Origin of the sequence: Agromyces fucosus, assembly GCF_004134865.1 — a bacterium.
GTDB classification, from domain to species: Bacteria; Actinomycetota; Actinomycetes; order Actinomycetales; family Microbacteriaceae; genus Agromyces; species Agromyces fucosus.
In genome coordinates this window covers 279,986-294,657 of sequence record NZ_SDPO01000004.1, presented here as the reverse complement: position 1 = coordinate 294,657, position 14,672 = coordinate 279,986, and the positions used below count along the sequence as shown (strand labels likewise).

Here is a 14,672-nt window from a genome sequence, read left to right as displayed (position 1 = left end):
GCGGCATCCGCAGCTCGGAAGACCGGGTCGTTCGGAGCACCGGCGTCACTCGAGAACGGGTGCGCCGCCCTCGCCGCCGAGCCATTCGGCGGCGAGCTCGTCGAGCGTGCCCCGCTCGCGGAGGGCGTCGACGGCTGCCGTCACCTCGGCCGTGAGCGGCGAGCCCTTGGCGAGCACGAGACCGAACGCGTCGCCGCCGCCGGCGGTCGCAGGGAGCTGGCCGACGATCTTGCCGCCGTCGAGCTCGACGCCCGTGAGGTAGAACGCGGTCGGCAGATCGACGACGATCGCGTCGACCGTGCCGCTCTGGAGCGCGAGCTTGGCATCGTCGTTGGTGTTGAAGACCTGGGCGCCGGCGGTCGGGGCGATGACCTCCTCGACGGCGGCGAAGCTCGTCGTGCCGGTCTGCGCGCCCACGAGGAGGTCCTTCAGGTCGGCGATCGAGGTGGCCGACGCGGCGGGCGAGGATTCGGTCGTGATGACCACCTGGGTGGTCTCGTAGTACGGCGACGAGAAGTCCACGTTCTGCTCGCGCTCGTCGGTGATCGAGAACTGCTGCAGGTTGATGTCGAAGTCCTTCGGCCCCGGTGCGATGGCCTGCTCGAAGGTCGAGCGCACCCAGACGACGTCGTCGGCGGCGAAGCCGAGCTCGTCGGCCACGGCATAGGCGACGGCGGCCTCGAAGCCCTCGCCCGACTCGGGGTCGTCGTCGAGCACCCACGGGAAGTAGGCGGGCTCGCCGGTCGCGATCGTGAGCTTGCCGTCGGTCACGTAGTCGCCGCCGCCCGACGCATCGCCCGCGCCACCGGCGCAACCGGCGAGAGCGAGGGTCGCGGATGCCGCGATGATGATCGCGGTGAGGGAGCGTCGGGTCATGGTGGCCTCCATACGGGTGTGCCTCCAGCATCGCGGATGCCGCCGAGCGCCGGGGGGCGCGTGGCGGAATGTGACGCTCGGCTAGGCTCGTCGCCATGACGGACGGGGACGAGCGCGAGGCATCCGCTCACCGCATCCGCCGGTTCCTCGGCACGAGGGCCGCGCTCTGGACGGGCTTCGCGCTCGTGCACGCCGCGCTCATCTGGCTGAACCTGGCCGCGCCCGGCTACCCGCTCGGGGACGTGACGGCCGTGTACCGGCTGTGGGCCGAGAACGCCGCGCACGGCTGGCTGCGCATGGGCATCGACGCGCCGTGGGTCTACCCGATCCTCGCCTTCGCACCGATGGCCGCGTCGCTCGCATTCGGCTCCGCCTGGTACGCGCAGACGTGGCTCGCGATCGTGACCGTGCTGAACGCGATCGCGTTCAGCGTGCTCATCGGCCGCGCGAGCCTCTCGCGCCCGCGCCGGATCGCGGCCTGGTGGTGGCTCGGCTTCCTCGCGCTGCTCGGCCCGATCGCCTTCGGCCGGATCGACGCCATCACGGTGCCGTTCGCGATCACCGGCCTGCTGTGGGCGGCCGGCCGGCCGCGGGTGGCCGCGACCCTGCTCACGATCGGCGCATGGATCAAGGTCTGGCCCGCTGCGCTCGTCGCCGCGCTCGTGATCGCCGCGCGCCGGCGGCTCGAGGTGCTCACCGTCGCGGTGTCGCTCAGCGTCGGCATCCTCGGCGTCAGCCTGCTGGCGGGTGCGGGCACCAACGCGATGGGGTTCATCGCCGAGCAGGCGGGGCGGGGACTCCAGGTCGAGGCGCCGCTCGCGGTGGCCTGGCTGTGGCAGATCGTCGCGGGATCGAAGTCGGTGCGGATCGTCTACGACCGCCAGATCCTGACGTTCCAGATCGACGGCCCCGGTGCGGATGTCGCGGCAGCCCTGACCACCCCGCTGATGGCCCTCGGTGTCCTCGTCGTCGTGCTCGTCGGAGTTCGCGCAGCTCGCCGGGGCGCCGTGTTCGGACGCCTGCTGCCGCCGCTCGCGCTCTCGCTCGTGGTGGTGCTCATGCTCGCGAACAAGGTCGGCTCGCCGCAGTTCGCGACCTGGCTCGCGGCTCCGGTGATCCTCGGGCTCGTCCTGCGCCCGGGGCGGTTCGCCGTGCCGGCGTTCGTCGCCGCGTCGATCGCGCTCTTCACGCACATCATCTACCCCTACTGGTACGGCTGGCTGCTGATCGCCGACCCCGCCTTCGTCCTCCTGCTGACGGGCAAGTCGCTGCTCCTCGTGGTGCTGCTCGTCTGGGGCATCCGCTCGATCTGGCGGCTCGGGTCGCCGCGCTCGCCGCGATCACCGCGCTCGAGCGTGCGCGAGGCAGACGCGGTCGGCAGCACAATGGACCTCGACGACCACTGAAGGAGACGAACATGCTGGTGGCATTCTCAGTCGCGCCGAGCGGCACGGGCAGGAACGACGGATCGGTGCACGACGCCGTCGCGGCGGCGGTGCGCATCGTGCGGGAGTCGGGCCTGCCGAACCGCACCGACTCGATGTTCACCACGATCGAGGGCGACTGGGACGAGGTCTTCGACGTCGTGCGCCGCGCCACCGAGGCCGTCGGCGAGTACGGCTCGCGTGTCTCGCTCGTGCTGAAGGCCGACATCCGTCCGGGATACGTCGGCGAGCTCGAGGCGAAGCTCGATCGGCTCGAGACGGCGATGGAGGGGCTCGACTCCGGCGCGTGAGGCTCCCTCGACCGACCGCATCGAATCGATTCGAGTTCTGTGCGAGAATCGACGGGTGACCCTCCCCGACGACGGGCCGACGACACTGTCGCCGGCCCGCATCCGTTTCGCGCTCCTCGCGCTCGCCCTCGGCGGCTTCGCCATCGGTTCGACCGAGTTCGTGGCCATGGGCCTGCTTCCGAACATCGCGTACGACCTCCTGCCCGACCTCTACGCGCAGTCGTCGGCCGATGCGAACGCGAACGCCGGCTGGATCATCTCGGCCTACGCCCTCGGCGTCGTGGTCGGTGCGCCGACGATCGCGGCAGCGGCCGCCCGCTGGCCCCGCAAGCGGCTCCTGCTCACGCTCCTGGCCGCCTTCACGCTCGGCACCATCGCGTCGGCCGTGCTGCCGAGCTTCGAGCTCGTGCTCATCGCCCGGTTCATCTCGGCCCTGCCGCACGGCGCCTACTTCGGCATCGCCTCGCTCGTCGCCGCGAGCCTGATGGGCCCCGGCAAGCGCGCGCGAGGCGTCGCCCTCGTGCTCTCGGGGCTCACGATCGCGAACGTCATCGGCGTCCCCGCGATCACGTGGCTCGGCCAGCTCGCCGGCTGGCGCGTCGCCTACCTCGCGGTCGCCGCGATCTTCGCCCTCACCTTCGTGGCGGTGCTCATCGCCGTGCCGTGGCAGGCGGGCGACCCCGGAGCGACGATGAAGCGCGAACTGAAGGCGTTCACCCGGGCCCAGGTGTGGTTCGCCCTCGGCATCGGCGCGGTCGGCTTCGGCGGCCTCTTCGCCGTCTACAGCTACGTTGCACCGCTCGCCACCGACGTGACCGGATTGCCCGAGGAGTTCGTGCCGTTCGTGCTCGTCGCGATCGGCGTCGGCATGACCGTCGGCAACCTCGTGGGCGGCCGACTCGCCGACTGGAGCGTGCGTCGCTCGATGTACCTGTTCTTCGCAGTCCTCGCCGGCGCGCTCGTGCTGCTCGGGTTCACGGCGTCGAGCCCGTACGGCCTCCTCGCCGGCGTGCTGCTCGTGGGCGCGGCATCCGCGGCCCTCTCGCCCACCATCCAGGCACGGCTCATGGACGTCGCACGCGACAGCCAGTCGATCGCCGCGGCACTGAACCACTCCGCGCTGAACATCGGCAACAGCCTCGGCGCACTGCTCGGCGGCATCGCGATCGCAGGCGGCCTCGGCTACGTCGCCCCGATCTGGATCGGGCTCGTGCTCACGCTCGCCGGGGCCCTGCTCGCCGTGACCTCGTTCGCGCTGGATCGCTCCCGTGCGCGCCGCGGCGTCGCGGTGCCGTATGCCACGGGCGCGATGCACGCCGTCGAGTCGTGAGCCCGACTCGGTCGGCGTGAACCCGACTCAGTCGGACTGCAGCAGGATGCCGTCGAGGATCGCGCGCTTGCGCAGCGCCACCTTGGTGCCGACGTCGTACCCTGCCGCCCGGTACTTCTCGCGGATGCGCTTGAGGTAGCTCTTGGCCGTCTCCTCGGAGATGCCGAGCTGGAACGCCACGGCCTTGACCGGCTGACCGGCCCCGTAGAGCGCCATCACTCGGCGCTCCTGCGCCGAGAGCTTCGGCGACGTGCCCTCTGCGGTGAGCGCGAGCTCGAGCTCGGGCGTCAGGTAGGACTCGCCGATGCGGGCCGCGCGGATCGCCTCGATGATGGTCTCGACCGGCTCGGACTTCACGAGATAGCCGAGGGCGCCGGACCCGAGGGCCTCGCGAACGACGGTCGGCTCCGAGTAGGTGCTCATGAGCATCGTCTGCACGCCGGCGGACTTCAGCATCGACAGCTTCAGCGAGATCGGGATGTTGTCGCGCAGGTCGAGGTCGAGGAGCACGACGTCGACCGGGAACTCGGGATGGGCGAGGAGCTCGGACCACGAGGGCACCGCGGCGAGCAACTCGATGTCGGGCGCTGCCGTGCGGATCCACTCGGAGAGCGCCCCCAGCAGCATGCGATGGTCGTCGACGATCGCCAGGCGGATCGGTGGAGCGCTCTCAGTCATCAGATTCCCCTTTTACGGGCCGCCCCGCGGACGGCCGTACCGCCTGCCGAGACGTTCGGGTCGACCCGGCAGTCGATGTCGATTCGAAAGGATTCGGGCCCAGGAACGACATCGTGTGTACCGACTGTACCGAGTGCATCCCACGTTGCGGGGTCGACGCGACGTTGAACGACGCCTGAGACCTCGATCGAGAGCTGCAGATCGGGCGATTCGGGGTCGGAGGCGTTGCGGGGCTCACGGCAGATGACGTGCGCTGCGAGCTCGGCCGTGCCCTTCGAATGCTCCCCGACGAGGAACCACAGGCCGAGCAGCAGTCCGTCGCGCTGATCGGACGAGAGCACGCCGGCCAACCCGCCGGGATCGTCGACCGTGACCCGATTGCTGAGATACGCCGACTCGGTGACGGCGTGTCGCAGCCAGGTGTCGTTGCGTCCCTCGATGAGCCGCACGCGCAGCCGTGCGGCGAGATCGCCGGCGCGTTCGGCCGCTTCGGCGGGGAGCGGGATGGCGATGCGCCCCGAGCCGACGTCGTCGAGGAGCGACTCGGCGTCGAAGTCGAGCTGCGCGAGCTCCTCGGAGGCGCGCATGCCCACGGCGGTGCGGGGCGTCGAGACGGTGCTCTGCACGAGGGAGAGGTCGAGCTCGCGTCGGATGAGCCTGCGGAACCCGCCGATCGCGATCACGGCGACGGCCATCGGCAGCACCGTGGTCGCCGCGACGGTGAGCCCGCTCACCGTGTAGTGGCCCGCCGTCGCGACCTGGAGGAGCGCGGACACGGCGATCGCAGCGCCGATCAGGCTCGCAACCAGCATCGGGATCCGCGTGCCGCGGATCGCGGCCACCGGCATCAGCACGGCCCCCGCCGCCGCCGCCGCGGTCGGCGTGACACCGAGGTGCAGCAATCCCATCGTGGCCGTCAGGTCGAGCCACACGGGTGCGACGAGCGCGAGGAGCAGCACGACGTACAGCACGTCGGGCAGCGGGGCGTTGCGCGACACGAGGCGGGAGACCACGCCGATGCCGACGACGCCGACGAGCGCGAGCCAGGCCGGCCACGGGCCTGGCCCCGGAGGGAAGAGCGGGGCCAGGGTCGCGGCGTGCGCGAGGTGGCCGATGATGATGAAGGCCGAGGCGATCGTGATGCCGGTGGCCAGGCGTCGGCCGCCGTGGCTCTCGCGGACGTCGCCGGCTGCCCGTGCCGATCGGCTCGGCCGCCGGAACTGACGCCCGAGCGTGGTCGCTGCGATCCGCGGTTCGCTCATGGCTTCGGCACCTCGAGCATCACCGTCGTGCCCGAGCCCGGCGAGGAGAAGATCCGAGCGCGACCGCCGACCACGCTGAGCCGGCCGACGACCGACTCCGCGTAACCGAGCCGGCCGCCGCCGACCGCGTCGGGTTCGAAGCCCGAGCCGGCGTCGGTGACCATCGCCCTGACCGTGCGCTCGTCGTCGCTGACCGTGACATCCGCCTCGGTGACCCCTGAGTGCCGGCGAACGTTCTCGAGGCACTCGCCGAGCGCGCCGAGCAGCGCGTCGAGCGTGTCGCGGGGCAGCGCGAGCCTGCCGGCACCGTGCCAGTTCACGTCGAGCCCCATGCGTGCGAACCGCTGGCGCACCGACTCGAAGGTGACGCCGAGGCTGTCGTCGTCGGCCTCGGGGGAGAAGACCGCGGTCGAGCCGCGGTCGAGCGGCGCACCGAGCCGCAACTGCTTGAGCAGCCGCGCATCGTCGCCGGCCTGCTGCCGGAGCGCGCCGGCGCCGACCCCGACGCCCGAGTGGGCGAGCAGGCTCAACGTCGCGAGCACGGTGTCGTGCAGCACGCGGGCATCCTGTCGCTGCTGCGACTCCAGCTCGCTCGCGAGCCGCTCGGCCTCGTGGGCGCGGCCGACCTCGTGGATGCGGTCGGCGGCGGCGGCGATCGAGCGGTCGAGCCAGACGCCGATCGAGGAGTTCGCGGCCCAGCCCATGAGCGCGCCGATCGCGACGGTCTGCATCGCGTGGCCGGTGACCGCGACGACGCCGACGGCGATGAGCACGGCCGCGAGGAGTCCGAGCACGATGAATGCCCCGTCGGGCCGGACGATGAGCGGGATCGCCACCGACGACGCCGTGACCGCGGCGGTGACGGCCATCGCCGAGACGGCGACGGGATCGATCACGGGCGCGGCGCCGAGCACGCTGATGAGCGCCACCGAGCAGGCCACCGCCCCGAGGGCGGGCGCGATGGCACCGCGAGCCGTGTACACGACGATGCAGACGATGGCGCCGGCGCTGAGCACCGCGGCGAGGAGGAGTTCGAGGCCCGTCGACGCCCCGGGCACGAGCAGGCACAGGAACGACCCGACCGCGCCGCTCAGGCCCGACACCCTCGCGAGTCTGCGGAGCAGCCGGTCGCGTTCCTTGTGGATGCGCTTCATGACACCCCCTCGGCATGGTCGGCACCGTGGAATCGCACGCTGTCCTTCGAAGGGTAGCGGAGTCAGCGCACGCAGGGGAGGTCGGCCGTCGCGGCGCTCAGGCCGAGAGCAGCTCGCCGATCGCGGCGGCGATCGCGTCATCCTCGATGAGGAAGGCGTCATGGCCGTATTCGGAGGCGACGACGACCGGCGAGCGGCCGTGGATGCTCGCCCGCAGCCCGGCAGCGATCTCGACCTGGCCGGCGAGCGGGAAGTAGCGGTCGCTGTCGATGCCCAGCACGAGGCTCTTCGCCTCGACCTGCGCGAGCGCCGCCGCGACGCCGCCGCGTCCCCGCGCGATGTCGTGCGAGTTCATCGCCTCGGTGAGCACGATGTAGCTGTTGGCGTCGAAGCGCCGCGTGAACTTGTTCCCGTGGAAGTCGAGGTACGACTCGACCGCGAACCGGCCGTCGCCCCCGAGCGGGTCGAGGTCGGACTGCCAGCTGCGTGCGAAGCGCTGGTTGAGTTCGCTCGCCGTGCGGTAGTTGAGCATCGCCATGCGCCGGGCGAGGGCGAGCCCGCGGGTCGGGCCGTCGCCGTCGGGAGCGTCGTAGAACTCGCCGCCGCGGAACGCCGGGTCGGTGCGGATGGCCTCGATCTGCACAGAGTTCAGGGCGATCTGGTCGGCCGTGCTCGCGGCGGGAGCCGCCAGCACCGCGATGCGCTCGACCGCGTCGGGGGCCATGATCGCCCACTCGAGCACGTGCATGGCGCCCATCGACCCGCCGACGACGGCGGCGAATCGCTCGATGCCGAGTTCGCGCGCGAACGCGATCTGCGCGCGCACCTGGTCGCGAATGGTGAGGAACGGGAAGCGGATGCCCCACTCGGCGCCGTCGCTCGCGAGGGAGGCCGGTCCGGTCGAGCCCTGGCACCCGCCGAGCACGTTCGGCGCCACGACGAACCAGCGGTCGGTGTCGATCGCGAGGCCCGGACCGACGATGCCGGGCCACCAGCCGGCGCTCGGGTGAGCGGGGCCGGCCGGCCCCGCGACGTGGCTGTCGCCGGTCAGCGCGTGCAGGACGAGGATGGCGTTGTCGCGGGCGGGGGAGAGCGTGCCCCACTGCTCGTAGGCGATGCGAGCCGACGGCAGGACGCGGCCGGACTCGAGGGCGACGTCTCCGATGCCCACGAACCGGCGGTCGCCCACGGCGTCGCCCTCTCGCCAGGCACCGGTGGTCGGCGCGCGGCCGGCGAGCGACGCGGCACGCGCCTCGGTGACGATGCTCGCGGGCACCGCATCGGCCGTCGTCTGCCAGTCCATGCTTCGATTCTTCCCGAGCCGGGGGGCCCGCCGTGCATTGTTACGCCAGTCGTGGAGACGACGGATGCCGCGGGCCCGACCGGGCCCGCGGCATCCGTGTTCGATGGTCGCGTGTCAGACGCGAGCGGCCTCCGTGGCGGCGCGCGCCGCGGCGAAGCCAGCCTGAAGGTCGGCCTTCAGGTCGTCGACGTTCTCGATGCCGACCGAGAGGCGCACGAGGCCCGGCGTGACGCCGGTCGTGAGCTGCTGCTCGGGCGTCAGCTGCGAGTGCGTCGTCGACGCCGGGTGGATGACGAGCGAGCGCACGTCGCCGATGTTCGCGAGGTGGCTGAACAGCGACAGGTTGTCGACGAGCGCACGGCCGGCGTCGACGCCGCCCTTCAGCTCGAACGAGAGCACCGCGCCGACGCCCTTGGGCGCGTAGGTGTTCGCGGCCGCGTACCAGGGGCTCGACGGCAGGCCCGAGTAGTTGACGCTTGCGACGTCGGGGTGGTTGTCGAGCCACTCCGCGATCTCCTGCGCGTTCTGCACGTGCCGTTCGATGCGGAGCGAGAGCGTCTCGATGCCCTGGATGAGCAGCCACGCGCTGTTCGGCGCGATCGCCGCGCCGAGGTCGCGGAGCAGCTGCACCCGGGCCTTGATGATGTAGGCGAGCCCGTCGCCGACCGCGGCCGTGTAGCTCGCGCCGTGGTACGAGGGGTCGGGCTCGGTCAGGCCCGGGAACCGCTCGACGTTCTTCGACCACTCGAACGTGCCGCCGTCGACGATGACGCCGCCGATGGTGGTGCCGTGGCCGCCGAGGAACTTCGTGGCCGAGTGGATGATGATGTCGGCGCCGTGCTCGAACGGGCGGATGAGGTACGGCGTCGCGATCGTGTTGTCCACGATCAGCGGCACGCCCGAGTCGTGCGCGACGTCCGACACGAGGCCGATGTCGAGCACGTTGATCTTCGGGTTGCCGATGGTCTCGGCGAAGAAGAGCTTGGTGTTCGGGCGCACGGCGCGGCGCCACTCGTCGGCGTCGTCCTGGTTCTCGACGAAGGTCGTCTCGATGCCGAGCTTGGCGAGCGTGTACTTGAAGAGGTTGTAGGTGCCGCCGTAGATCGACGACGAGGAGACGATGTGGTCGCCCGCCTGCGCGATGTTCAGCACGGCGAAGGTGGAGGCCGACTGGCCGGAGGCCACGAGCAGTGCGCCGGTGCCGCCCTCGAGGGCGGCGATCCGCTCTTCGACCACGGCCTGCGTCGGGTTCTGGATGCGCGTGTAGATGTTGCCGAACTCGGCCAGCGCGAACAGGTTCTGCGCGTGCTCGGCGCTGTTGAACACGTATGAGGTGGTCTGGTAGATCGGCGTGGCGCGGGCGTTGGTCACGGGGTCGGGAGCGGCCCCCGAGTGCACCTGCTTGGTCTCGAAGCGCCAGTCGGCGGTCTCGGTCATGGAGTCTCCTCAGGAACGGCTCGGGCGGGTTCGCCGCAGCTTTCGAGCAACGTTAGGCGCGCCGGTGGCGGCGGGCAACGGATGCCGCAACACGGCGTCACCTCGGCGGCATCCGCTCGTCGGCGCACACCGCGCGGCGGCCGGGCTCGCCCGGTCGGCGGCTAGCGCGGCTCGCCGTCGGGGGGCAGCACGAGCGTGCCGGTCGCGGTCGACGGCTCGGGGCGGAACATCCACCGCGCCCGAGGCTCGACGAGCGGCCGGAACACGCGCCGCACCGGCTTCAGCGAGAGCACGATCGAGATCCCGATGCAGAACAGCATCATCGCCGGAAGCACCCAGAACGGCTGGTCGCCGGCGAGGACCGGCGTCTCGCGGAACGGGAAGAGGACGAAGGAGTGCAGCAGGTAGATGTACATGGTGGCGGTGCCGAAGGGGGTGAACCAATGCGCACCACGCGGCATGAGCACGAGGAACGCGACCGACAGCAGCATCGCGAAGAGCAGGAGCCCCAAGCGGATGGCGCCCGACCACGGCTCGTCGTAGCCGATCGCCTCGTACGACTCGTCGTAGAGCATGAAGCGACGCAGCTTCAGGTCGCGCCACGTCTCGATCGCGAGCGGCATGAGCGCGAGCGTCGTGCCGAACAGCACGATCGCCCCGGCGCGCCACCGCCAGGCCACCGCCGAGCTGAGCTCGAGCCATCGCCCGGTGAGCTGCCACTGCCGCAGCTTCCACCCGAACACGAAGAACGGCAGCATCCCGAGCGTGCGGGAGAGCGCGAGGGTGGAGTCGATCGTCTCGGTGTAGCCGGCTCCGATGGAGATCGCGATCGCGATGAGCAGGGGGAATCGCAGCAGCACGAGGTAGGGCAGCACGATGCGCCAGACCGCGAGGGCGATGAGGAACCAGAGGGTCCACGACGCCGTCGTGTAGTCGAGTGCGAATTCGCCCCCGAGCAGCCACTTGATGATCGTCCAGATCGTCTCGAAGATGAGGAAGGGGAAGACGATGTCGGTGAGGATCTGACGGAGCGCCCTCGCGTTCGGCGGGCCGGACTTGGCGAAGTACCCGCTCACCGTGACGAAGACCGCCACGTGGAACGAGTAGATGAACAGGTAGACGCTGTACGCCGAGTTCGACTCGCCGATGAGCGGGAGGATGCCGTGGCCGATGACCACGAGCGTGATCGCGATCCACCGGGCGTTGTCCCACATGGGGACACGTCTGCGCTTGGTCGGGGGTGCCGGCTGTCGCGAATGCATCAGTCCATTCAACCGCACGAGCAGCGTCGGGCAGGGCAGAATGGGCGCATGAGCGAGCTGCGAGTGGTCGTGACCGGTGCGAGTTCCGGGATCGGCGAGGCGACCGTGCGGGCGTTCCGCGCGGCCGGTTGGGACGTCGTCGGGGTCGCCCGCCGCGAGGAGCGCCTGCGGGCGCTCGCCGAGGAGACCGGGGCATCCGTCGTCGTCGCCGACCTGACGAAGCAGGCCGACGTCGACCGGCTCCGCGACCATCTCGAGGCGACCGGCCCCGTGCACGCCCTCGTCAACAACGCGGGCGGCGCCAAGGGCCTGGACTCCGTGGAGGCCTCCGACGTCGACGACTGGGCGTGGATGTTCGAGGTCAACGTGCTGGCGATGAAGCGCGTGACGAGCACGCTGCTGCCGCTGCTGCGGCGCGGCGCCGTCGAGCGCGGGGTCGCCGACATCGTGAACGTGACCTCGATCGCCGGCCACACGGCCTACGTGGGCGGCGGCGGGTACAACGCCGCGAAGTTCGCCGCGCACGCGCTCACCGAGGTGCTCCGGCTCGAGCTCAACGGGGAGCCTCTGCGGGTCATCGAGGTCGCTCCGGGCATGGTCAAGACCGACGAGTTCGCGCTCGTGCGCTTCGGCGGCGACCGTGCGAGGGCCGATGCCGTCTACGACGACGTGCCGGAACCGCTCGTGGCGGAGGACATCGCCGCGGTGATCACCGACGCCGTGCTGAAGCCCCGGCACGTCGACCTCGACCTCATCGTCGTCAAGCCCGTCGCCCAGGCCGCGCCGTACCGTCTGACGAAGGGCGAGCTCGCGGTTCGGCCGGAGGTCGTCCGGTGACCCTCCGAGGCGCGTCGGAGGGCGACTCGGAGACGGCTCGCCGCACCCGCTACGTCGACGTGACCGCACGCGCCCTCGCACTGCTCGGAGTGGCGTTCGTGACGGCGTACACGGTGTACGTGCTCTGGCAGGAGCGACCGCAGTGGGTGACGACGGTGATCTTCTCGATCCTCCTGCTCACCTGGGCGATCTTCGTCGTCGACGTCGTCATCCGCATCGTGCTCACGCCGCACGGCCGGCGCTGGCACTACGCCTGGCATCATCCGCTCGAGGTGCTCTCGGCCATCCTGCCGGTCTTCCGCGCGCTGCGGGTCGTTGGCCTCCTGCAGGATCTCCCGGTCCTGAAGCGGCACACGCCGAGTGCCGTGCGGGCGCAGTTCATCATCCTCGCCCTCGCGTACGCCTGCGCGTGGGTGTTCTTCCTCGCACTGGCGACGCTCGAGGCCGAGCGCTATGCCGAGGGAGCGAACATCGTGACCTTCGGCGACGCCATCTGGTGGGCGATCGTCACGATCGCCACGGTGGGCTACGGCGACGAGTACCCGGTGACCGCGCTCGGCCGCTTCTACGCGGTGCTGCTCATGGCGGGCGGCATCGCCATCGTGGGAACGGCCTCGGCGACGATCATCTCGGTCCTGAACGAGCGGGTCGCCGGACTCAGGCACGAGGGGCACGGGCTCGCGGCGCCCACGCTCGGCACCGGCGAAGAGCCCGATCCGACCGAGACGCATGCACTGCCACCCGAGTCGGCGGAGAGCCCCGACGTCGAGCGTCCTGCCGGGGCCGGCGGGTAGCCTGTCAGGATGACCTTCGATGCCAACGACGCAGCCCTCGGAACCGATGGCATCCGCCGTGAGATCCTCACCTGGGACGAGTTCGGCGAAGCGGCGCGCACCCTCGCCGCCGACGTGCTCCGCTCGGGATTCCGCCCCGACGTCGTGATCGCGATCGCCCGCGGCGGCCTGCTGCTCGCGGGTGCGATCTCGTACGCGCTCGGCACCAAGGCGTGCGGCTCGATCAACGTCGAGTTCTACTCGGGCATCGACGAGCGCCTGCCCGAGCCGGTGCTGCACCCGCCGATGCTCGACGCTCCGGCGCTCGGCGGCAAGCGCGTGCTGCTCGTCGACGATGTCTCCGACTCGGGCCGCACCCTCGCGAAGGTGCTCGGCCTGCTCACCGACGAGGGCGCCGAGGTGCGCACCGCGACCCTGTACACGAAGTCCCACACGGTGCTCGCGCCCGACTTCGACTACCGGCGCACCGACGACTGGATCGTCTTCCCGTGGTCGGCGCTGCCGCCCGTCGAGGTCGTCGAGGGCGCCGCGTGAGCATCCACCTCATCGGCGGCGGGGCGACCACGAGCGCGGATGCCGCGTTGCACGCGCCGTTCGTCGCCGAAGCCGCTGCCCGGGCCCGCGCGGCGGGCCGTGATCGGCCGCGCATCGCCGTGATCTCGCTGCACCCTGAGGCCGAGGAGAAGGCGGCGGCGCTCGCCGAGCTCCTGACGGCGGCGGGCGACGGCGGCGGCATCGAAGCGCACACCACCGCAGGTCGGCCCGGCGAGCCGGTCGCGCCCGGCGCGATCGCCGACGTCGACGGCGTCGCCGTCGGCGGCGGCGTCGTCGAAGACGTGCGCGCCGGACTCGAGCCGCTGTTCGGCGAGCTGCGCCGGCTCGTCTCCGTCGGGGTGCCCTACCTCGGCGTCTCGGCCGGGGCGATGATCGCGGCCGAGGGGTCGCTCGCCGGCGGCACGCGCATCGGCGGCGTCGCCGTCGCACCAGAGGAGCCCGGCGAACCGGGGCTCGAACTCGAGATCGAGGCCGGCATCGGCCTGGTCGACGTCGCCATCGAGGTGCACGTGGCCCAGCGGGGCATGCTCTCCCGCCTGGTCGCCGCCGTCGAGTCCGGGCTCATCACCGGCGGTCTCGGCATCGACGAGCGCACGGCGCTGATCGTGGGCGACGGCCGCCTCCGAGCCGAGGGTCACGGCAGCGTCTGGCGCGTGCTGCCGACGGAGGGCGGCGTGCTCGTCTCGACGATCGGCGCCTGAGTGGACCGGGTGACGTTGCCCGATGAGTTCGCGGCCGGTCTCGTCGACCCCGGGTGGGCCGCGGCCCTCGCGCCGGTCGCGCCGACGATCGCCGAACTCGGCGGGTTCCTGCGCGCCGAGACGGAAGCGGGCCGCGGGTACCTCCCGGCGGGCGAGCACGTGCTCCGCGCGTTCCGGGCCCCGCTCGACGACGTGCGCGTGCTCATCGTGGGCCAGGACCCGTACCCCACGCCGGGGCATCCGATCGGGCTCTCCTTCGCGGTCGACGGGCATGTCCGCCCGCTGCCGCGGAGCCTCGCCAACATCTCGCGGGAACTCGTCGACGACCTCGGCGCACCCCCGCTCGGGCACGGCGACCTCACGCACTGGAGCGCGAACGGCGTCATGCTGCTGAACCGCGTGCTGACGGTCGAGCCGGGTGTGCCGGGTTCGCACCGGGGCAGGGGATGGGAGACCGTCACCGACCACGCGGTCCGGTCGCTCGTCGCGCGTGACGCACCGCTCGTCGCGATCCTCTGGGGCAAGGACGCGCAGCGACTCGCGCCGCTCCTCGGGTCGACGCCGGTGATCGAGTCGGCGCATCCGAGCCCGCTCTCCGCCTCGCGCGGGTTCTTCGGTTCGCGTCCCTTCAGTCGTGCGAACGCGCTGCTCGAAGCGCAGGGCGCCGACCCGGTCGACTGGAGCCCGCCCGCGTGAACGGCCAGGCGACCGCGTAACCCGGCGGCAACACGCCGCGGGTATTCTGGGC

15 protein-coding genes are annotated in these 14,672 nt (G+C 71.5%); 8 read left to right on the top strand and 7 right to left on the bottom strand.

Annotation, left to right across the window (positions count from 1 at the left end; translation table 11 throughout):
- Positions 1–45: 45 nt before the first annotated feature.
- On the bottom strand, positions 46–876 hold the full coding sequence (locus ESP57_RS16875; RefSeq protein WP_056014967.1) for an ABC transporter substrate-binding protein: 831 nt from the start codon (positions 874–876) through the stop codon (positions 46–48).
- Positions 877–971: 95 nt separating this feature from the next.
- On the opposite strand from ESP57_RS16875, the gene ESP57_RS16870 reads away from it, so the two are divergent.
- Genes ESP57_RS16870 through ESP57_RS16860 form a run of 3 tightly spaced genes read left to right on the top strand, consistent with a single transcriptional unit; the run spans position 972 to position 3,941 of the window.
- Entirely contained in the window at positions 972–2,282 is a 1,311-nt protein-coding gene (locus ESP57_RS16870; protein ID WP_129232338.1) for a glycosyltransferase 87 family protein, read from the top strand.
- A gap of 11 nt (positions 2,283–2,293) precedes the next feature.
- A complete protein-coding gene (locus ESP57_RS16865; protein WP_056014200.1) occupies positions 2,294–2,611 on the top strand; it encodes a thiamine-binding protein in 318 nt (105 codons plus the stop codon).
- Positions 2,612–2,666: 55 nt separating this feature from the next.
- The gene (locus tag ESP57_RS16860) at positions 2,667–3,941 is read left to right on the top strand and encodes an MFS transporter (protein WP_129232337.1); all 1,275 of its coding nucleotides are present in this window, start codon (positions 2,667–2,669) and stop codon (positions 3,939–3,941) included.
- Between the two features lie 27 nt (positions 3,942–3,968).
- Here the strand turns inward: ESP57_RS16860 and ESP57_RS16855 are convergent, their stop codons facing one another.
- The 6 genes from ESP57_RS16855 to ESP57_RS16830 form a co-directional block, all read right to left on the bottom strand.
- Entirely contained in the window at positions 3,969–4,619 is a 651-nt protein-coding gene (locus ESP57_RS16855) for a response regulator transcription factor (protein ID WP_056014193.1), read from the bottom strand.
- Positions 4,619–5,881, bottom strand: coding sequence for a hypothetical protein (locus ESP57_RS16850; RefSeq protein WP_115962230.1), 1,263 nt, complete (start codon positions 5,879–5,881; stop codon positions 4,619–4,621). The genes ESP57_RS16855 and ESP57_RS16850 overlap by 1 nt, the downstream gene beginning before the upstream one ends.
- On the bottom strand, positions 5,878–7,035 hold the full coding sequence (locus ESP57_RS16845; protein ID WP_115962233.1) for a sensor histidine kinase: 1,158 nt from the start codon (positions 7,033–7,035) through the stop codon (positions 5,878–5,880). The genes ESP57_RS16850 and ESP57_RS16845 overlap by 4 nt, the downstream gene beginning before the upstream one ends.
- A gap of 97 nt (positions 7,036–7,132) precedes the next feature.
- Positions 7,133–8,338, bottom strand: a complete 1,206-nt coding sequence (gene metX, locus ESP57_RS16840; RefSeq protein ID WP_115962236.1) for a homoserine O-acetyltransferase MetX — start codon at positions 8,336–8,338, stop codon at positions 7,133–7,135.
- A gap of 114 nt (positions 8,339–8,452) precedes the next feature.
- Complete coding sequence (locus ESP57_RS16835; RefSeq protein WP_056014180.1) at positions 8,453–9,775, bottom strand: bifunctional o-acetylhomoserine/o-acetylserine sulfhydrylase; 1,323 nt, start codon at positions 9,773–9,775, stop codon at positions 8,453–8,455.
- A gap of 161 nt (positions 9,776–9,936) precedes the next feature.
- A complete protein-coding gene (locus tag ESP57_RS16830) occupies positions 9,937–10,989 on the bottom strand; it encodes an acyltransferase family protein (RefSeq protein WP_235507797.1) in 1,053 nt (350 codons plus the stop codon).
- A gap of 96 nt (positions 10,990–11,085) precedes the next feature.
- Between ESP57_RS16830 and ESP57_RS16825 the strand changes: the two genes are divergently transcribed.
- The 5 genes from ESP57_RS16825 to ESP57_RS16805 are packed head-to-tail and all read left to right on the top strand — an operon-like array spanning position 11,086 to position 14,620.
- Positions 11,086–11,874, top strand: a complete 789-nt coding sequence (locus ESP57_RS16825) for an SDR family NAD(P)-dependent oxidoreductase (RefSeq protein WP_207904579.1) — start codon at positions 11,086–11,088, stop codon at positions 11,872–11,874.
- Entirely contained in the window at positions 11,871–12,668 is a 798-nt protein-coding gene (locus ESP57_RS16820) for a potassium channel family protein (protein ID WP_056014174.1), read from the top strand. Before ESP57_RS16825 ends, ESP57_RS16820 begins: the two co-directional genes overlap by 4 nt.
- A gap of 9 nt (positions 12,669–12,677) precedes the next feature.
- Positions 12,678–13,202 carry a phosphoribosyltransferase gene (locus ESP57_RS16815; protein WP_056014168.1) on the top strand — a complete coding sequence of 175 codons (525 nt, stop codon included), beginning with the start codon at positions 12,678–12,680 and terminating at the stop codon, positions 13,200–13,202.
- Positions 13,199–13,924, top strand: coding sequence for a Type 1 glutamine amidotransferase-like domain-containing protein (locus tag ESP57_RS16810; RefSeq protein ID WP_129232336.1), 726 nt, complete (start codon positions 13,199–13,201; stop codon positions 13,922–13,924). Before ESP57_RS16815 ends, ESP57_RS16810 begins: the two co-directional genes overlap by 4 nt.
- A gap of 9 nt (positions 13,925–13,933) precedes the next feature.
- On the top strand, positions 13,934–14,620 hold the full coding sequence (locus tag ESP57_RS16805; protein WP_207904578.1) for a uracil-DNA glycosylase: 687 nt from the start codon (positions 13,934–13,936) through the stop codon (positions 14,618–14,620).
- The last annotated feature ends 52 nt before the right edge of the window (positions 14,621–14,672 follow it).